Origin of the sequence: Micromonospora sp. RP3T (assembly GCF_003027925.1) — a bacterium.
GTDB lineage: Bacteria > Actinomycetota > Actinomycetes > Mycobacteriales > Micromonosporaceae > Micromonospora.
Map to the genome: position 1 here is coordinate 35,240 of NZ_PYPS01000024.1, position 18,912 is coordinate 54,151.

The window sequence follows — 18,912 nt, forward strand, 5'->3', positions numbered from 1 at the left end:
CTACACGTCGCGTGTCCGCCGGATAGCATCCAGCGGGACCGGACCGGACCCCCGGTCCGCGCCGATCGAACCACGGGGGATTCGTTGTCAGTTCGCCATGCCCGTCGATGGGGAGCCGCTCTCCTCGGCGTCGTCACCGTCTCGACACTGCTGGGTGGTGGGACCGCGTCGGCCGTCAGCGGCGCCACCGGAGTGCCCGACGGCACCTACGCCTTCACCGCCAAGATCACTTTTGGTGACCTGCGCGCCTGCACCGGCGCGCTGGTCGACCCGAACTTCGTGGTCACCGCGAAGACCTGCCTGACCGACGGCGCCGGCCCCGTCACCGCCGGCGCCCCGGCCCGCCCCACCACCGTCGTCGTCGGGCGCACCGACCTGACCGGCACCGCCGGGCACGAGCGCGCCGCCGTCGCGGTCCTCCCGCACCCGGACCGCAACCTGGCGCTGCTCCGACTCGCCAACCCGGTCGCCGGCGTCACCCCGGTCGCGCTCGCCACCGCGGCGCCCGCCGCGGCCGACACGCTGACCATCGCCGGGTACGGCCGCACCGCCACCGAGTGGGTGCCGGACCGGCTGCACGCGGCCGACTTCACCGTGCAGGGGGTCGGCGCGGCCACCGCCGACGTGACCGGTGCCTCGGCCGGGGCCACCATCTGCCGGGGCGACGCCGGCGGCCCGGCGCTCCGCGTCGTCGCCGGGGTGCCGCAGCTCGTGGCGATCGGCAACACCTCCTGGCAGAAGGGCTGCCTCGGCGAGACCGAGACCCGCGACGGGGCCACCGTCACCCGGGTGGACGACCTGACCGCGTGGATCCGCGAGCGGACCGCCGACGTGCAGATCTTCGGCGTGACGGCCGCCGGCCAGCTCACCTACGGCGTCGTCGACGCCGCCAGCGGCGAACTGCGCGCGAACCGGGTGTCGACCGCGACGCTCGGCTTCACGCCCAAGGCGATGGCCACGCTGAACGAGAACACCATCCTGGTGACGGACACCAGCGGAAAGATGTACCGGCTGGACGTCACCGGCGTCGACCCGTTGACGTTCACCACCACCTGGATCATGGACGGCTGGTCGACCTACGACCGGCTGACCTACGACGGCTACGGCTCGCTCTACGGGCAGATCGGCTACGAACTGCGTCGCCGGACGCTCACCACCGAGAAGCCGACCTCGCAGAACGACCTCGGGTACCCGGTGACGGTCGCCACCGGCTTCAGCCAGAAGACGCTCACCTCCCCGGCCCCGGGCCGCATCCTCGGCAACCTCACCGACGGCCGGTTGCTCTCCTACCGCATCAACGGAGGCGGGCCGGAGGGGTTCATCCTCAGCACGCTCGCCACGACCGGCTGGGCCGGCTACACCCACGTGCTCTCGCCCGGTGGCGGCTGGTACTTCGCCCGCACGGCCGGCGGCGGGCTGGACCGCTTCCGCGACGCGAACCCGGTCGACGGCAGCGGCGCCGACCTGACGAAGTCCACAGCGGTCAGCACCAGCGGCTGGAACCAGACCCTGCTGTCGGCCCGGCCGTGGCACGGCGCCATCTCGGTCTTCGGCGCCCGGCCCGACGGCCGGCTCACCTACACCGCCCTCGACCCGGTGACCGGCGCGATCGTGGTACGGACGGTCTCCGAGCAGACGCTCGGCTTCACGCCGAAGGCGCTGGCCACCCTCAGCTCGGACACCCTGCTGGTGACCAACGGCGGTGACCTCCACCGGGTCGACGTCACAAGCGTGCAGCCGCTCACCTTCACCCGCACCACCGAACGCCTCGGCGGCGGCTGGACGCACGACCGGCTGGTCTACGACGGCAACGGCTCACTCTTCGGGCAGGCCGGCAGCGTCCTGCACAGGTACACGGTGGCCAAGGCCAAGCCGGCCGACGCGACCACCGACCTGCCCAACCACGTGGTGCCGATCGCCAGCGGCTTCGGGGTGCAGTCCCTCGGCGCCAACGGCAAGGGGCATCTGATCACCACGACCAGCACCGGGGCCCTGGCCACCTACGTCGTCACGCCGGCCGGCGCCTGGGACGGCCGGTTCGACCCGGCGACCAGCGGCTGGACCGGGGTCACGTCGATTTTCTCGCCGGGCGGCGGCCAGTACTACCGGCGCGACGCCAACGGCGTGCTGACCGGCTACCTGGAAACCAGGCCGTTCGACACGAGCGGCGCCGACCTGGCGGCGTCCGTGCCGACCGGCACGGCCAGCGCCGGCTGGGACGCGATCCTCTCCGCCCAGTCGTACGACTCCTGGCCGGACAGCACCCGACGCTGGTGATCCGCGACGAGGTCCGATGAGGACGCGGGCCGTCTCCACTGCGGTGGGACGGCCCGCGTCACGTCCGGTGACCGACACCGGACCGAGTCTGGCGGCGGCCCCCGGCGCTGACTAGGCTTGCGCCGTTCGTCGTCCGCCGTCCGGTCCTCATCACCGAGGGCGCACGTCTGGAAGAGAGCCGGAGCGCATCGTTGTCCCCCCGCACGACGTGAGCCTCGCCGCCGCGGCGCCGGCCCGTCACCCGCTCGCCGGCCGTGTCGGACTCGTCGCGGCCGCCGTCGTCGTACTCGGGGAAATGATCTGGCTGGTCGCCGCCCTGCCCGGCGCGGCGCTGGTCAGCGACCTCGGCGCGATGGCGGTGTCGAGTTGGGCGGCGGTGCTCTGCGTCGGCGCGGCCCGCCGGCACCCGGTCCCGCTGCGGCGGTTCTGGTGGTTGCTCGCGACCACCATGGCCCTCGCCGCGCTCGGCCGTACGGTGTGGACGGTCGAGCGGCTCAGCGGGATCGACCTGCCGCACACGCCGCTGGTCGGCGGTCTCTTCACCGCCGGCATCGTCACCGGCACCGCCGCGCTGCTCTGCTCCCGGGCCGGCGGAAGCAGCCTCATCGGGCAGGCCCGCACGCTGCTCGACGGCGTGATCGTCGGGCTGGCCCTGATCCCGATCGGCTGGGTGGTGGTGTTCCGCGACCTCGCCGCCGCGGACCTGTCCGACCCGCTGCGCACGTTCGGGCTGCTCTATCCGATGTTCGACCTGATGCAGCTCACCATCCTGGTGGCGGTCGCCGGGCCGGGCCGGCCGATGTGGCGGGCGCTCACCCTGATCGGCGCGGGCCTGGCGATCCGGGCCGGCGCCGACGCGGTCTACGTCTCGCTCGTCGCGCACGGCAGTTACGTCCCGGGGCACCCGGTCGACGTCTGCTGGCCGCTGAGCTACCTGCTGGTCGGCCTGGCCAGCCGCTATCCATCGCCGGGGTGCGGTGACCGGGAGGACGACGCCGGCGAGTCGCCGCTGCCGCCGTGGTGGCGGGTCGCGCTGCCGTACCTGCCGGTCGGCGGCGCGATCGTCGCGGTGATGGTGTCCCGGCAGCCGACCGGGCAGACCCCGCACCTGGTCTTCGTCGGCATGATGGCGCTGCTCGGGGTGCTCGCGCTGCGGCAGGGGCTGGCCGCGAACGAGAACCTGTGGCTGGTCGCCCGGCTGCGCCGACTGGCGTACTCCGACCAGCTCACCGGCCTACCCAACCGGCTGACCTTCATCCGGCGACTGCGCCGGGCGCTTCGGGTGGGCGGGCCGGTCGCCGTGGTGCTGCTCGACCTGGACGGCTTCAAGCAGGTCAACGACCGGTTCGGGCACGCCGCCGGGGACCGTCTGCTCACCACCATCGCGGCGCGCATGCGGGACGCGATCGGCCCGGACGGGATGATCGCCCGACTCGGCGGCGACGAGTTCGCGGTGCTGGTCGCCGGGGACCGCCCGGTGGCCCCGGAACGGCTCGCCGTCCGGCTGCTCGCCGCGCTCGAACCGCTGCCCGGCGAGGAGGACCTCGGCGTCCACCCGTCGGCCAGCATCGGCATCGCCGAGTACGGTCCGCAGCACAGCTCGCACACCGACCTGCTGCGCGACGCCGACATCGCCATGTACGCGGCGAAGGCGGCCGGCAAGTCCGCCTGGCGCACGTGCACGCCGGAGCTGCGTGAGTCGGCGGTGAGCCGGGCCGAGCTGATCGCCGACCTGCGCCGCGCGGTCGACGAGGGTCAGTTGCTGATGGAGTTCCAGCCCATCGTCGACCTGGCCACCGGCACGGTGCGCAGCGCCGAGGCGCTGGTCCGCTGGCGGCATCCCCGGCTCGGTGTGCTCACCCCGGCGCGGTTCCTGCCGCTGGCCGAGGAGACCGGGCTGATCCTGGCCATCGACCGCTGGGTGATCCACGAGGCGTGCCGGGCCGCCGCTACCTGGCGGGAGCGGGCCCCCGAGGTGACCGTCGCGGTCAACATCGCCGCCGCCCACCTGTGCCGTCCGGACCTGATCGCCACCGTCACCGGCGCGATGGGCGCGGCCGGGCTGCCGCCGCGCGCGCTCACGCTGGAACTCACCGAGTCGGCGCTGATCGAGGGCAGCGAGGCGGTGCTCGACCGGCTGGCCCAGCTCCGCGACCTCGGCATCCGTATCGCCATCGACGACTTCGGCACCGGCTACTCGTCGTTGAGCTACCTGCACCGGATCCCGGCCACCGAGCTGAAGATCGACCGATCCTTCGTGTCCCGGTTGGGTGCCGGCGACTCCCGCGCGTACGCCACCGTGGAGATGGTCAACCGGCTGGCCGGCGCGTTCGACCTGGCGGTGGTGGCGGAGGGGGTGGAGACCGGCGCCCAGCACGCGGCGGTCACCGCGATCGGCTGCCGGCAGGGCCAGGGCTGGCGGTACGGCCGCCCGAGCGCCCTGCCGGACCTGCTCCCCACGCTGGCGCACGAGAGAATCAGCGGGTGACTTGACCCTCACGCTGCGGGAGGCGGGAGCCTTGGTCGCGGAAGGGAGGGAACCCATGGCGTACACGGTGGGTCAGGTGGCGCGGTCGGCCCGGGTGACGGTCCGCACGTTGCACCACTACGACGAGATCGGGCTGCTGCGGCCGAGCGGGCGGACCCCGGCGGGCTACCGCCGCTACGACGACCGCGACCTGGACCGTCTCCAGCTCATCCGCTACTACCGCGAGCTGGGGTTCCCGCTTGACGAGATCGCCGCGATCCTGGACGACCCGGACGCCGACCCGGCGGCGCACCTGCGCCGGCAGCACGAGTTGCTCTCCGGGCGGATCGGCAAGCTCCAGGAGATGGTCGCGGCGATCGAGCGCGCGATGGAGGCGAGAAAGTTGGAGATCCGATTGACGCCGGAGGAGCGGTTCGAGGTGTTCGGGGACTTCGACCCGGACGAGCACGCCGAGGAGGTGTCGCAGCGGTGGGGTGACACCGAGGCGTACCGGCAGTCGCAGCAGCGGGCCAGCCGCTACTCGAAGGAGGACTGGCTGCGCAACAAGGCGGTGAACGAGGACTGGGGGCGGCGGCTCGCCGCGCTGATGGACTCGGGCGCGCCGGCCGACGGCCCGGAGGCGACGGCGCTGGCCGAGGAGCACCGCCAGCTCATCACCGAGTGGTGGTACGACTGCTCGTACGAGATCCACACCGGGCTGGCCGACATGTACGTGGCCGACCCCCGGTTCACCGCGTACTTCGAGACGATCCGGCCCGGGATGGCCGCGTACCTGAACGAGGCCATCCACGCCAACGCGATCAGCCGGGCCTGAGCCCGCCCCGGATGGCACGATGGCCGGATGTTCATCGTCGCCGGCACCCTCTACGTCGATCCGGCCCGGCGGGACGCCTACCTGGCGTCCTGCGCGGAGGCCGTCCGCGCGGCCCGCGCCGCACCCGGCTGCGTCGACTTCGCGGTCAGCGCCGACCTGGTCGAGCCGGGCCGGATCAACGTGTACGAGCGGTGGGAGTCCGACGAGCAGTTGCTCGCGTTCCGCGGTTCCGGGCCGGACGCGGAGCAGGTGACGGCGATCCTCGGCGCCGAGGTGCACAAGTTCCGCATCTCCGGCGTCGAGGCCCCCTGACCGCCGGCGGTCAGGGCGCTCCGAACGTTGGCCAGGTGTGCCGTGGTGTCCCTTTCGAGCTGATTCGTTGGTGATATGACCGGCCGCCGCCGGCCGGGAGACCACGACGGCTAGACGAAGACGTCGAGCAGGAGGACGCCGAGGAAGCCGACCACCGAGATGATGGTCTCCATCACCGACCAGCTCTTGATGGTCTGCCCGACGGTCAGCCCGAAGTACTCCTTCACCAGCCAGAAGCCGGCGTCGTTGACGTGCGAGAAGAACAGCGACCCGCAGCCGATCGCCAGGGCCAGCAGCGCCACCTCGGGGCCCTGGAGCGTGGCGGCCAGCGGCGCGACGATGCCGGCGGCGGTGATGGTGGCGACCGTGGCCGAGCCGGTGGCGACCCGGATGCCGACCGCGACCAGCCAGCCGAGCAGCAGCGGCGACAGGTTGGCGCCGGTGGCGGCGTCCGCGACCAGGTTGCCCACGCCGGCGTCCACCAGCACCTGCTTGAAGCCGCCACCAGCGGCGACGATCAGCAGGATGCCGGCGATCGCCGGCAGCGAGCCACCCAGGAAACCCGAGACCTGGGTACGGCTGAAGCCGTTCCGGTAGCCCAGGAAGACCATGGCGAAGATGACGCCGGCGAGCAGCGCGACGATCGGGGTGCCGGCGATGTCCAGCGCCTTGCGGCCGGCGGTGTCCTCGCCGAGGGTCAGCTCGCCGACGGCGCGCAGCAGCATGAGCGCCACCGGCAGCAGCACGGTGACCACGGCGGCCCAGAGCGCCGGCGCGCGGCGGGACCGCGGCCCGGCCGGCTCGTCGATCGACGCGCCGGGACGACCGGCGCCGGGGTTGACCAGGTCGTCCTCGGTGACCAGGTCGCCGTCGGCGTCGGCCCGCCCGTCGCCGGGGCGGGTGGGGCTGCGGTCCCCGGCGACGGCCAGGTCACGCCGGGTGGGCAGCAGCGCCTCCGGCGCGGTGGCCGGCACGTACCGGGAGATGAAGTTGCCGAACACCGGGCCGGCGACGATCACCGTGGGGATCGCCACCAGCAGGCCGAACGCGAGCGTCTGGCCGAGGTTGGCGCCGAGCGCGTCGATCGCGACCAGCGGGCCCGGGTGCGGCGGCACCAGACCGTGCAGCACCGACAGGCCGGCCAGTGCCGGGATGCCGAGCTTCATCAGCGGCACGTCGACGCGGCGCGAGACCAGCAGCACGATCGGCACCAGCAGCACCACGCCGACCTCGAAGAACAGCGGCAGTCCGATGAGCGCGGCGACCCCGGCCATCGCCCAGGGGAGCGCGCCGCCGGAGACCCGGCCCACCACCCGTTCGACGATGCTGTCCGCCCCGCCCGACTCGGCCAGCATGCCGCCGATCATCGCGCCGAGCGCGATCAACAGGCCGACGCCGCCGACCGTGGAGCCGACGCCGCCGCTGAACGAGGTGACGATCTTGTCGGCGGAGACGCCGGCGACCACGCCCAGCACCGCCGCGCCGAGGATCAGCGCCAGGAACGGGTGCACCTTGCCCCAGGCGATGAGCAGCACCACCGCCGCGATGCCGAGCAGCGCGGCGACGACGAGTTGGGTGTTGCCGGCGTTCGTGAGTGGTTCCGCCGGTGCGGCGAGCAGTGTGACCACGGCTATCACGACCTCTGTTCGGTCATCTGGGTGGGGCGGTGGGTGGTGGCTCCGGCGGCAGGCTCGGGGCCAGCCGTCGCAGCGACGCGAACGTGGGCACGAGCGCGTCGTACAGCTCGGAGAAGAGGGGGAGCAACGCCGCGTACGTGGCGGCGGCGGCCGGATCGGGCCGGACCGTCTCCTCGATCCGGACCAGGTCGGCGGCGACCTCGATGGACTCGATCAGACCGAGCGCCTGCATGCCGAGCAGCGCGGCACCGAAGCCGGACCCCTCGTGCCCGGCCGGGAAGCGCACCGGCATGCCCAGCGCGTCGGCCAGGATCTGCCGCCACAGCGGGCTGCGGGCGAAGCCACCGCTGGCGCGGACCTCGCGGACCTCGTTGCCGGCCGCGCGGACCGACGCGAGAACCAGCGCGAGCTGCTGGCAGACCCCCTCCAACGCGGCCCGCACCAGGTGGGCGCGGCCGTGGCCGTGGGTCAACCCGACGTACGCGCCGCGCGGCAGCGCGCTCCAGTGCGGCGCCCGCTCGCTGAGCAGGTACGGCAGCATGATCAGCCCGCCGGAGCCGACCGGCGCCTGGGCGGCCAGGCCGAGCAGTTCCTCCTCGGCGTGCTCGCCCAGCTCCGGGGCGAGCGCGTCGTGGGCCCACTGGAGCACGATCCCGCCGTTGTTGATCGCGCCGCCGACCACCCAGCGGTCCTCGGTCAACGCGTAGCAGAAGACGCCGCCCAGCGGGTCCACGCCGGGGCGTTCCACCATCACCCGCATCGCGCCGCTGGTGCCGATCGAGCAGGCCACCACACCGGGGCGGACCGCGCCGAGCCCGAGGTTGGCCAGCGGACCGTCGCCGGCGCCCACCACGAGCGGGGTGTCCGCCGGCAGGCCGGTGGCCCGGGCGGCCTCGGCGGTCAGCCCGGGCAGCACGTGCGTGGTGGGGACGAGCTGGGGGAGCTGCTCCTCGGTGATGCCGGCGACGCGCAGCGCCTCGGTGTCCCAGGCCAGCCGGTGGATGTCCATCAGGCCGGTGGCGGAGGCGACCGAGTGGTCGGTGACCAGCGCCTCGGCGAGCCGCCGCAGGACGAGATCCTTGATGCCGACCCAGTGCGACACCCGCTCGTGCAGCTTCGGCTCCTGCTCGGCGAACCAGACCAGCTTGGACAGCGGCGCCATCGGGTGCACCGGGGTGCCGGTGCGCCGGTGCAGAGCCAGCCCGGACGGTGCGGCCCGCAGCCGTTCGGCCTGCGCGCTGGCCCGGGAGTCGGCCCAGGTGATCGACGCGGTGAGCGGGTTGCCCTCGGCGTCCAGCCCGATCAGGCTGTGCATCGCGGTGCTGAACGACAGGCCGGCGACCGGCCGGCCCAGCTCGTCGACGACCGCGCGGATCACGCCGAGCACGGCCTGGTAGATGAGGTCCGGGTCCTGCTCGGCCCAGCCCGGGTGCGGCTCCTCCAGCGGGTAGCCGATCGAGTGGCTGGCCAACTGCCGGCCGTCGGTGTCGAACGCGACCGCCTTGCTGCTGGTGGTGCCGATGTCCACGCCCACCACGACGGCCGGGTCGCCCACCGGTGCACCTCCACTCGCCGCCGGGGGCCGCGGACGCCCCGCCCTGCGGCTGACGTTACCGACGTGTTCACCGGCCCGCATGGCGAAGCGGGGCGGCCGGAGGCGGACCCACACGAAACATGAATCGGCGCAGCGCTTTCCGTCGATTGCGACCGTCAATCAGCCAATCGGTCTAATTGGTGACTTTGGCGTGTCTTCGTACCCCCCGATCACCGTTGAGACCAGTGACACCCCGGTTGGTGGGCTCGCGCGGCGGAGGAGTCGGCGTGGCGATGACTGATTCGACGGGTTCCACATGGCGTTACCGGTGGGCACACCGGCAGAACGAGCGGCGGCAGCGGGCCTTCCGCGCGGCCGACGAGGCGTGGCGACGCCGCGACGACGAACTGCGTCGCCTGCGTACGCTCGCGGTGTCCTTTCACGGCTCGGTGCGGGCCGGCGTGGGCCTGCCGATGGAGCTGGCCCCCGGCGAGGTGGTCTTCTGGACGCTGCCGGCCGCGCAACTGGTCGAGGTGCGGCACACCGCCGTGCTGCCGGCCCCCGAGTTGACCGTCGACCCCGACCCGCCGGCGCTGCGCCCGCGCCGCCCCGAGGGGGTGCGGGTGGTCGACGCCGGGCTGGCCGTGCTCACCAACCGGCGGCTGGTGCTGCTCGGTGGGCGCGGGCGGCGCGACTGGGTGTACGGCCGGATGACCGGGCTGTCCCACGACCCGGCCGCGCCGGTCACCCTGATCCAGGTGCTGGACCGGCGGCGTACCTCGGGACTGCTGCTGCCCACCGGCGCGGCGGCCGACTTCCGGTTCACGCTCACGCTGGCCTTCGCCGACGCGATCGAGCAGCGCGCCGCGGTCGTCGCCGAGCTGGACGAACTGCTCGACGAGCACGCGGAGTCCCGCCCGCAGCGCCCGGCCGTGCTCACCCCCGGCCAGGCCCGGCCCTCCGCGCTGGTGCCCGGCGGCCGGCGGACCGTCGCGGTGGGCGCGGCGCTCGCGTTGGCCGTGCCGGCGATGCTCGTCGAGTCCAACCCGCCCACCCGGGCCGGGTCGGAACGCGCCGCCGCCGCCACCCCGGCGGCCACCGGCACGCCCGCGCCGCCGGTCGTCGCCCCGGCCGTCCAGGTCCGGCCCAGCACCGACCCGGAACCGCGCCGCACCCCACCCGCGTCGCCGCGCGACGCCGTCCCGCAGCCGGCCACCGAGCGGCGCTGCGGCGCGCCGGTGAACCCCTTCGGGTACGACTTCTGCGGCGGCGACCGGATCCGCAGGCCGGCCGCCGGCGTCTGCGACTGGTTCGAGTGCGTACCCGGGTTCTGGTCCGGTCGAGGCTGGCTGGTGCAGTGCCGCGACGGCACGATCAGCCGGACCGGCGGCCAGCGTGACGCGTGCGCCAACCACCGGGGCCCGCGCCGCCCCCTCTTCAGCTGAGGTGAAAGGCCGGGCCCCCGGTTAACGCTTCCGGTATAGGCGGGGCCCCCGCTTAACACCCGGGCCGCGCAGCGGTAGCAGGCCGGCCAGGACCAGCGCGGCGCCGACCGGCAGCAGGTCCAGGTTCACCGCGATCGCCACGAACCCGACCAGCACCAGCACCGGCGCCCACCCCGGCAGCAGCCGCGTCGCCGCCGCCCGGCACAGCAGCACCAGCAGGCCCAGCTCGAACAGCACCGGGCCGCCGAACAGCACCACGCCGGGCGTGTCCACCGCGTCGGCGAAGCGCGGGAACAGGTCGCCGAGGATCACCCAGACGAAGGCGGCGGCGCCGATCAGGCCGGCCACCGCGGCCACGTCGTCGAGCGTCCGCAGCCGGCCCGACCGGGTACGCAGCAGGCCGTGCAACCCGACGATCAGCGCGCCGAACCCGAGCACGCCGAGCAGGAACAGGGTGTGCCCGGTGTTCCACGCCCAGGCGCCCTTGTCGCTGTGCCCGTCCAGGCGGTCGAGCAGGCGCAGCAGCCCGTAGCCGAGCAGCAGCACCGCGGCGGTCACCGCGACCGGCCGCAACCAGCGGTACGCGGGAGGAGTCCGGGAATCGAGAAGGCTCATCGCCCCAGCGTGTCCGCTGCCCGTCGCCGCGACATCCGGGAGCCGCCCCGCACCGCTCCCGGATCAATCCGCTCGCCTCCCGTAGGGGTGCCCGGTTAGCGTCCGGCCGTGTCCCGCACCGTGACAGTGGTCCTGGTTGACGCCGCCGGCCGGCCACTCGGCGCGCTGCCTCCGTTCGACGTGCCGGACCCGTGGTGGCAGCAGGTCGCCTCCGTCGTCGACGGCGCCCGCCACCGGTACGGCGTCGACGTGGCCGTGCTACGGCTGCTCGACGCCGCCCGCCCGCACCCACCCGGCGGCCACGTCCGCTACCTGGCCCAGCTCACCGAGGCCTCGGCCGCCGCCGCGGCGCCTGGTACGAGCCTGGAGCCGGTCGCGGTGGACCGCGCACCGCACCCACTGCGCCAGCCGTGGGCGGAGCCCGGCGGCCCGGCCCGCAGCGTGGCCTGGGCCACCGACGAGCTGCGCCGGCTCGGCCGTCCAGTGACCGCCGTGGCGCAGCAGCGCACCTGGAACCTCTCCGCGATCTGGCGACTGGACACCCCGCCGGGCCCGGCGTGGCTGAAACAACTCCCCCCGTTCGCCCACCACGAACCCGCCGTCCTGACCTGGCTCGCCCACCCCGATGTCCCCGTTGATCAAGGAGTTTGCGTCCCGGGGGAGATCAACGCCGACGCAAACTCCTTGATCAACAGGGCTGGGGTGGAGGTGCTGGGCGTGGGTGGGGAGGGGCGGGTGCTGGTGGAGCACGTGGCGGGGGAGGACCGGTACGGGGCCGGGGAGGCGGAACTGGCCGGTATCGCGGCGGCGCACCATCCGGTGCAGGTGCGCGCCGTGGGGGCGGTGGGTCGGCTGGTCGCGGCCGGGGTTCCCGACCTGCGCGGGGCGCGGCTGGGCGGATGGATCCGGAGGTGGCTGACGGGGCACGACGTGTCGGTCGCCGCGGAGCTGCTCGACCGGCTCGACGAGCGGCTGCGGCGGATCCGCGACTGCCGGCTGCCCGACACGCTCGTGCACGGCGACCTGCACCCCGGCAACGTTCGCGGCGACGGCGTCCGGCGCGTCGTCATCGACTGGGCGGACGCGTTCGTCGGCCACCCCGCGTTCGACGTCCTGCGTCTGACCGAGGGCCTGGCCGCGCCGGCCGCCGCCCGACTGATCGACGAGTGGGCCGACCGGTGGCGGGCCGACGCGCCCGGCTGCGACCCGCACCGGGCGGTCGACCTGCTCCGGCCGGTCGCGCCGCTGCGGCTGGCCGCCGCGTACGCGATGTTCCTCGCCGGCATCGAGCCGAGCGAGCACCCCTACCACGCACTCGACGTGCCGGCCGCGCTGACGCGGGCCGCCGCCGAGGCATGCCGCTAGACCCGGCGCACCGGGATCCACAGCTCCGCGTCGGCGGTGCCGCCGCCCTCGGCGATCCGCACCCGGGAGATCTCCGGCCCGGGGCGGATCTCGTACGGGTTGGACGGGAACCACTGGGTGAACACGTCCCGCCAGAGGTACTGCAACGCCTGCGGGAACGCGCCGGAGCTGCGGAAGACCGCCCAGTCCCCGGCCGCCACCGGCAGGGTGTCCAGGTCCGCCGGCACCGGCGCGCCGGTCACGACCGCGTGCCAGTAGTCCAGCTCGGTGCCCTCCGCGCGGGACCCGGCCAGGTCGTCGCTGACGTTGACGACGCCGCGCGGCTCCTGGTCGGACAGCGCCTCGATCCGGCGTACGGTGGCCGGGTCCACGCTCCTGACGAACGCCACGATGTGCGCGTTCATCCCCTCGTGGACCAGCGGCACCCGGGCCTTCCGGCCGGCGAGGTGGCAGGCGCCCTTGGTCACGATCCGGTAGTCCATGCTGCTGCTGCCTTCGACGACGAGCCGGAACGACATCCGGGGCTGGGACCGCAGCACCGCACCGGTACGCCGGGCCTGCGCCGGGCCGACGCCGTGCACGGACCGGAACGCGCGGGCGAACGCCTCGTTCGACCCGTAGCCCCACCGGATCGCCACGTCGAGCAGCGACTCCCGGTCGGCGAGCACGTCGGCGCCGGCCAGCGTGAGCCGGCGACGGCGCACGTACTCCGACAGCGGCATCCCGGCCAGCGCCGAGAAGAGCCGCCGGAAGTGGTGCTCCGACGTGCAGGCGACGCGGGCCAGCGCGGCCACGTCGAGCGGCTGGTCGAGCCGTTGTTCGAGGTGGTCCATGGCCTGGTTGAGCCGATCCAGCACCGGATGCTCCTTCCTGGGTTCGCCCTCGACGCCATGGTCCCGGCCGCCGGTGCGCCCGCCCCCACCGGCCCCGTCCCGGTCGGCCGAGCCGCCCTCCGGTGCGGCGACACGCCCGCTCATGGCCGGTGCCGAGGGCCGGCCAACTCATAGCATCGACGCTATGGGCTGGTGTGGTCGAACTGGAGACAGAGGTCCGGAACTGGCTGGAGGGATTGTCCACCGCGGAGTTCGCACGAGCCGCTTTCTACATCGACCTGCTCGCCGATCGGGGACCATTGTTGGGGGAACCCCACACACGGCAGCTCGACGGGAAGCTTCGTGAGCTCCGCTTCCACCTGGAGCGTGAGGCGATCAGGCTGACGTGGGGGGTTGAGTGATGACGGAGCGGGCCGACTGGGCGGAGCTGCGGCAGCGACGAATGGCGGAGCCGGGCGCCGACGAGGCGTACGCCGCCGCACGCCTCGCCTTCGAACTCGGGCACGCCGTTCGTGAGCTGCGGGAAGGGCTCGGCTGGAGCCAGACCCAGTTGGCGCGTGCGGCGGGAATGACGCAGTCGGCGGTGGCCCGGTTCGAGGCGGGGGGCACCGTGCCGACCCTCGTCGTCCTGGAACGACTGGCGCGTGCTCTCGACATGCGGCTCGACGTCCGGTTCTCACCGCTCGCCGACGCCGCCTGACCGACGACCTCCGAGTCCACTGGCGGGGGTGTCGCATCATGGCCTCGTGATCATGCGGAAGCGACACCACAAGAAGAAAAAGCACCGGGACTGGTGCGACTGCGACTGCGATCTGCTCGACTGTGACGGCCCGGGCTGCTGCGACCTGGGGCTCTTCTCGACACTCCTCACCCTCGGCTCGGTGACCGCCGGCCTGGTGCGGACGCCGGCCGTGGACCGGGCCGGCCGGGCCGCCATCCTCGGCTACCGGCGCTGGCTGTCGCACCGCTGGCCGGCGACCTGCCGTTACACGCCGACGTGCAGCGCGTACGGGCTGGCCGCGGTGGAACGGCACGGCCTCGCGGTGGGTGGCCGGATGGCCGCCGACCGGGTCCGCCGGTGCCGCCCCGACGTGCCGCGCGGCACCCACGACCCGCTGCGCTGACCGTCGGCCGGGACCGTCGCCCGGCGCGCGGTCAGGGGACCGACGTGGGGCCGCCGAAGACGACCGGGACGCCGGGGGAGTGCAGCACGCTCACCGGCGGCCCGTCCGGCGCGGGCAGGCCGGCGGCGGTGACCAGCTCGTCGTCCAGGTGCAGCAGCTCGGCGCGGTGCAGCGGCCACCGCGGATGCCAGTTCGGCAGGTGCCGGGTGTGCCCGTACGCCCGGGTGTGCAGGCCCCACCGCGCGGTGAGGAAGTGCTCCAGCGGCGTCGGCTCGGGGATCGGCGCGCCGACCCGGACGGTCATCCGGCTGGCCGCGCCCGCCGGGCCGGGCCAGCGCCGCCGGCAGTGGTAGGTGAGCCGTGTCGCCGGCCCGCTCCAGCCGCATCGCCGACCACTTGTAGGGCAGCCGCAGGCTGAGCTGGGCGACCAGCACCGGCACCAGCCGGGACGCGTCCAGCGAGCGGAACACCACCGCCCGCCGGCCGGCGCCGTCGACCGAGTAGAGCCGCACGTTGGTCTCCCAGAACGTGCCGAAGTAGGGCACCCCCGGCCCGCGGCCGAACCCCAGCCCGACCATCCGGAAGCCGATCAGCCCGACGTAGCTGAGCCCGTCGAACGTGTCGGGACGGGTGCCGGCCGGCAGCAGCGGCGCGACCCGCTCCGGCGGCACCGCCCAGTGCAGGAACGTGAGATCGTGCCAACGTTGCGCCAGCCAGGCCCGACGGATCGCGCGTGCGGGCGCGTGCTCGACCGGTTCGATCTCCACCCGACCATCCTGCCTCCCGCCGGGCCGGCGGGTCACTCCGGCCGGTGGCAGACCGCCTCGACGTTGTTGCCGTCCGGGTCGCGGACGAACGCGCCGTAGTAGGCGGCGTGGTATTCCGGCCAGACCTTCGGCGCGTGCAGCACCTCGACCCCGGCCGCCACCGCCGCGTCGTGGAACGCCCGCACGGCCGCCCGGTCGGGCGCGGTGAACGCGATGTGCACCGGCGCCGGGGCGGCGTCGGCCGGCGCGTGCTCGACCCAGAAGTCGGGCGTGTCGACGCCGTAGCCGATCGGCCCCGGCTCCATGATCCGCCGGCCGCCCAGCGGGGCGAGGACCGTGTCGTAGAAGGCGGCGCTGGCCGCCAGGTCGCGCACCGCTACGGAGAAGTGGTCGAGCACGTCGCCTCCCTGCGATCGTCGAGAACCCCGCCAGGCTACGAGCCCACTACGACACTTCCCGGGCGTTCGGGCGCCGCGCTCCCGCCCACCCGCCGGGCGGCACGGCGCCGCCGGGCGGTGTCCGCGCCGACGAGCAGGCCGGGCAGCGCGCCGAGCAGCCAGATCACGCCCACCGGCCAGTGGATCAGCGCGCCCACCGCGCCCCGGATCCGCGGCTCGTCGCCGACCACGTAGGACGCCTCCGGATCCGACGTCCGGCAGGTCAGCGTCCACGCCCCGGCCGTCGGCAGCCGGATCGAGGCGACCCAGGCGTAGCTGGCGGCGTCCCCGCCGTAGCCGCCGGGCGGCACCCGGACCGGCTCCGCCACCCGGACCGCCGCGCCCGCGCCGGTGAGCCGGCAGTCCGGGGCCGCCGGTGCGAAACCCACCCCGAAGATCGCGTACGCCCCGGGCGCCGGCACCGTGACCCGCCCGGCCGACGTCGCGTAGGGGCCCGTCCCGCCGTACTCCCGAAGGGGCTCCCCGACCGTGCTGCCCTCGGCGCCGAGCCGGACCGCGGACTGCGCCAGCAGCGCCCCGAACACGACGGCCAGCGCGCCGACCAGGTAGCCGCGCCGCGACGGCGGCCGGTCCCGGCGGGGCAGGCGCGCACCGGCGGCGTACCCGGTCAGCGCGCCGGCCACCGCGAGCGTCAGGCCGCCGAGCAGCGCCCGCCCCCAGCGGGCCTCGCCGGTCAGCGGCACCACCCAGCGGAAGAACGCCAGCGACGCGCCCAGCAGCACGGCCGTGGCCGGCGTGGCGACGGCCACCGCGAGCGCCGGGCCGGCGACGCCGCGGCGGCGGGGCTGACCGGCCGCGACCAGGGCGGCGAGCACCGGCGACGCCAGCACCGGCCACCACAGCGCGGCGGCGAGCGACGGGTCCTCCTCCCACCGGTGGGTCGCCTCGAAGAAGAGCAGCGGGACCGGCACGGTCGCCAGCAGCCACGCCGCCAGGACACCCGGACCGGGCCACCGAACGCTCATCCACCGATCCTCGCACGCCGTTCATCGACGCGACGGCGCGTGCCGTCCGAAAAGGATTGGTCACCGACGGTAGGATGCTGGCGAGACAGTCGAACTCCACGGGGGAAACGATGTTCGAGCGACTGGGCAGATTCGTCGTCGGCAAGGCCTGGTGGGTGATCGGCGGCTGGGTCCTCGCCGCGATCGCCGTGGTGGTCACCAGCCCGTCGTTGAGCGACATCACCTCGGCCGACCAGGAGAGCTTCCTGCCGCGCTCCTACGAGTCGGTGCGGGCCACCGAGCTGGGCGCCAGGGCGTTCCCGCAGGCGGCCACCGCCACCGCCACCATCGTGGTCAAACGCGGCGACGGCACGCCGCTCAGCGCCGCCGACGAGGCGCGGGTCGGGCAGCTCGCCGCCGCGCTGAAGGGCCGGAACATCCCGCGGACCTCCGGCTACCTCACCGGCCCGCCGGCCGTCGCGCCGGACCGGTCCGTGCAGATCATCTCCGTCGGCCTCGACGCCGAGACCCCGAGCGACCCGAAACTGCTCGACGCCGTACGCGACCTGCGCGCCGCGCTCGGCCCGGACCTGGCCGGCAGCGGTCTCACCGCCGGGGTGGCCGGCGACGTGGCCAGCTTCGTCGACAACGAGGACACGTTCAACTCGGCGTTCGCGATCGTCGGCGTCGCCACCATCGTCCTGATCATCGGGCTGATTCTGATCATCTTCCGCAGCCCGATCGCCGCGCTGCTGCCGGTCGTGGTGATCAGCGTGGTCATGTCCGTCACCACCGGGCTGGTCGCCGCCGCCGGCAAGGCGTTCGACCTCAACGTCAGCCAGGACCTCCAGACCATCCTGCTGATCGTGCTGTTCGGCATCGGCACCGACTACATTCTGTTCCTGCTGTTCCGCTACCGCGAACGGCTGCGCGCCGGCGACGACAAGCGCACCGCGATGATCGTCTCGGTGCAGCGGGTCGGCGAGGTCATCACGTCCGCCGCCGGCGCGGTCATCGTCGCGTTCCTGGTGCTGCTGCTCGCCTCGCTCGGCTTCTTCGGCTCGCTCGGCCCGGCGCTCGCCATCGCCGTCGGCGTCATGCTGGTCACCTCCCTGACCCTGATCCCGGCGATCGTGTCGCTGCTCGGCCGCTGGGTGTTCTGGCCGTCGAAGGCATGGCAGCGCCAACCGAAGGCGACGCTGTCCCGGCGGCTCGGCGCCGCCGTCGGCCGCCGGCCCGCCGTGGTGGCCGCCGCATCGGGCGCGCTGCTCGTCGCGCTCGCCGCCGGGGTGCTCAGCTACCAGGCCGACTACGACTTCAGCGCCGGCTTCCCGCAGGACACCGAGTCGGCGCGGGCCGCCAAGGACCTCCAGCGCGGCTTCGCCGCCGGCGCGCTCGCGCCCACCGAGGTCTACCTCACCACCGGCAACGGCACCCCGCTCACCGACCAGCAGGTGACCGCGTTCGCCGCCGCGTCGGCCGACGCGCCCGGCGTGGCCCGGGTGCAGCCGGCTGAGCGCAGCACCACCGACCCGAGCGTCGCCCGGATCAACGTGCTGCTCGACGAGAACCCGGTCTCCAACGAGGCGATCAGCCTGGTCCGCGACGACCTGCGGGACGCGCTGCACGCCAAGGCACCGCAGGGCACGACGGCGCTGGTCGGCGGCCCGACCGCGATCTTCGCCGACATCAACTCGGCAAACAACCGGGACCTGTCGGTGATCCTGCCGGTCGCCGCCGCCCTGATCGCGCTCATCCTCGGGCTGCTGCTGCGCAGCCTCGTCGCGCCGGTCTACCTGGTGATCGCGGTGCTGCTGAACTTCGCCGCCACGCTGGGCGCGACCGTCTACCTGTTCCAGGGACTGGAGGGCAAGCCCGGCGTCACGTTCCAGCTCCCGATCATCCTCTATTTGTTCGTGGTGGCGATCGGCACCGACTACAACATCCTCATGATCGCCCGGCTCCGTGAGGAGGCCCGGGAGGGCCACGAACCGCACCGGGCCGCCGCCATCGGGGTGGAACACGCCGGCCCGACCGTCGCCGCGGCCGGGCTGATCCTGGCCGGCACGTTCGGGGTGCTGATGCTCGCGCCGATCTCGTTCCTCCAGCAGATGGGCTTCGCGGTGGCGATCGGGATCGTGCTGTCCGCGTTCGTCATGTCGATGTTCTTCGTGCCGGCGTTGACCGGGCTGATCGGGCACAAGGCGTGGTGGCCGGGGCACGGCGACGAGCGACGCGACGGCGGCCGGCCGGCCGAACCGGAGCCGGAGCCGGCCACCGCCGATGTCGGGTAGCCGGC

16 protein-coding genes and 1 pseudogene are annotated in these 18,912 nt (G+C 74.1%); 10 read left to right on the plus strand and 7 right to left on the minus strand.

All coding sequences use genetic code 11. The annotated features are described in order from the left end of the window. Window positions 1–84 precede the first annotated feature (84 nt). The 4 genes from C8054_RS19635 to C8054_RS19650 all read left to right on the plus strand — a co-directional run bounded on the left by C8054_RS19635 (window position 85) and on the right by C8054_RS19650 (window position 5,891). Window positions 85–2,277: a trypsin-like serine protease gene (locus C8054_RS19635; RefSeq protein WP_107158659.1), complete on the plus strand. Its 2,193-nt coding sequence runs from the start codon at window positions 85–87 to the stop codon at window positions 2,275–2,277. A gap of 295 nt (window positions 2,278–2,572) precedes the next feature. After that, complete coding sequence (locus C8054_RS19640; protein ID WP_107158779.1) at window positions 2,573–4,765, plus strand: bifunctional diguanylate cyclase/phosphodiesterase; 2,193 nt, start codon at window positions 2,573–2,575, stop codon at window positions 4,763–4,765. 55 nt (window positions 4,766–4,820) lie between these two features. Further along, window positions 4,821–5,579, plus strand: a complete 759-nt coding sequence (locus C8054_RS19645) for a MerR family transcriptional regulator (RefSeq protein ID WP_107158661.1) — start codon at window positions 4,821–4,823, stop codon at window positions 5,577–5,579. 27 nt (window positions 5,580–5,606) lie between these two features. Then, window positions 5,607–5,891: a putative quinol monooxygenase gene (locus C8054_RS19650; RefSeq protein ID WP_107158663.1), complete on the plus strand. Its 285-nt coding sequence runs from the start codon at window positions 5,607–5,609 to the stop codon at window positions 5,889–5,891. A 110-nt stretch (window positions 5,892–6,001) separates the two neighbouring features. Here the strand turns inward: C8054_RS19650 and C8054_RS19655 are convergent, their stop codons facing one another. Both C8054_RS19655 and C8054_RS19660 read right to left on the minus strand, forming a co-directional pair. Beyond that, complete coding sequence (locus C8054_RS19655; RefSeq protein ID WP_107158665.1) at window positions 6,002–7,519, minus strand: SLC13 family permease; 1,518 nt, start codon at window positions 7,517–7,519, stop codon at window positions 6,002–6,004. Window positions 7,520–7,541: 22 nt separating this feature from the next. Beyond that, entirely contained in the window at window positions 7,542–9,083 is a 1,542-nt protein-coding gene (locus tag C8054_RS19660; RefSeq protein WP_107158668.1) for a gluconokinase, read from the minus strand. A gap of 266 nt (window positions 9,084–9,349) precedes the next feature. Between C8054_RS19660 and C8054_RS19665 the strand changes: the two genes are divergently transcribed. Next, window positions 9,350–10,507 carry a hypothetical protein gene (locus tag C8054_RS19665; RefSeq protein WP_107158670.1) on the plus strand — a complete coding sequence of 386 codons (1,158 nt, stop codon included), beginning with the start codon at window positions 9,350–9,352 and terminating at the stop codon, window positions 10,505–10,507. A gap of 21 nt (window positions 10,508–10,528) precedes the next feature. Here the strand turns inward: C8054_RS19665 and C8054_RS19670 are convergent, their stop codons facing one another. Next, window positions 10,529–11,122: a hypothetical protein gene (locus C8054_RS19670; protein WP_107158673.1), complete on the minus strand. Its 594-nt coding sequence runs from the start codon at window positions 11,120–11,122 to the stop codon at window positions 10,529–10,531. Between the two features lie 108 nt (window positions 11,123–11,230). Here C8054_RS19670 and C8054_RS19675 point away from each other — a divergent pair, with 108 nt between their 5' ends. Then, complete coding sequence (locus C8054_RS19675; protein ID WP_107158675.1) at window positions 11,231–12,487, plus strand: phosphotransferase family protein; 1,257 nt, start codon at window positions 11,231–11,233, stop codon at window positions 12,485–12,487. Here the strand turns inward: C8054_RS19675 and C8054_RS19680 are convergent. Beyond that, window positions 12,484–13,344, minus strand: a complete 861-nt coding sequence (locus tag C8054_RS19680; RefSeq protein ID WP_107158781.1) for an AraC family transcriptional regulator — start codon at window positions 13,342–13,344, stop codon at window positions 12,484–12,486. The genes C8054_RS19675 and C8054_RS19680 overlap by 4 nt on opposite strands. A gap of 170 nt (window positions 13,345–13,514) precedes the next feature. On the opposite strand from C8054_RS19680, the gene C8054_RS33355 reads away from it, so the two are divergent. From C8054_RS33355 to yidD, 3 genes are read left to right on the plus strand one after another with little or no spacing between them, the layout of a single operon-like run. Further along, complete coding sequence (locus C8054_RS33355) at window positions 13,515–13,721, plus strand: type II toxin-antitoxin system RelE/ParE family toxin (protein WP_199199848.1); 207 nt, start codon at window positions 13,515–13,517, stop codon at window positions 13,719–13,721. Further along, a complete protein-coding gene (locus C8054_RS19690; RefSeq protein WP_107158783.1) occupies window positions 13,721–14,020 on the plus strand; it encodes a helix-turn-helix transcriptional regulator in 300 nt (99 codons plus the stop codon). Before C8054_RS33355 ends, C8054_RS19690 begins: the two co-directional genes overlap by 1 nt. Before the next feature lie 52 nt (window positions 14,021–14,072). After that, window positions 14,073–14,444, plus strand: coding sequence for a membrane protein insertion efficiency factor YidD (gene yidD / locus C8054_RS19695; protein WP_233219725.1), 372 nt, complete (start codon window positions 14,073–14,075; stop codon window positions 14,442–14,444). Window positions 14,445–14,475: 31 nt separating this feature from the next. Here the strand turns inward: yidD and C8054_RS19700 are convergent. The 3 genes and pseudogenes from C8054_RS19700 to C8054_RS19710 form a co-directional block, all read right to left on the minus strand. Then, window positions 14,476–15,211 (minus strand): annotated as a pseudogene (locus tag C8054_RS19700) (YqjF family protein). A 32-nt stretch (window positions 15,212–15,243) separates the two neighbouring features. After that, window positions 15,244–15,609, minus strand: coding sequence for a VOC family protein (locus tag C8054_RS19705; RefSeq protein WP_107158677.1), 366 nt, complete (start codon window positions 15,607–15,609; stop codon window positions 15,244–15,246). Between the two features lie 35 nt (window positions 15,610–15,644). Continuing rightward, the gene (locus C8054_RS19710) at window positions 15,645–16,634 is read right to left on the minus strand and encodes a hypothetical protein (RefSeq protein ID WP_107158679.1); all 990 of its coding nucleotides are present in this window, start codon (window positions 16,632–16,634) and stop codon (window positions 15,645–15,647) included. A 110-nt stretch (window positions 16,635–16,744) separates the two neighbouring features. Here C8054_RS19710 and C8054_RS19715 point away from each other — a divergent pair, with 110 nt between their 5' ends. Further along, on the plus strand, window positions 16,745–18,907 hold the full coding sequence (locus C8054_RS19715; protein WP_107158681.1) for an MMPL family transporter: 2,163 nt from the start codon (window positions 16,745–16,747) through the stop codon (window positions 18,905–18,907). Window positions 18,908–18,912: the final 5 nt, after the last annotated feature.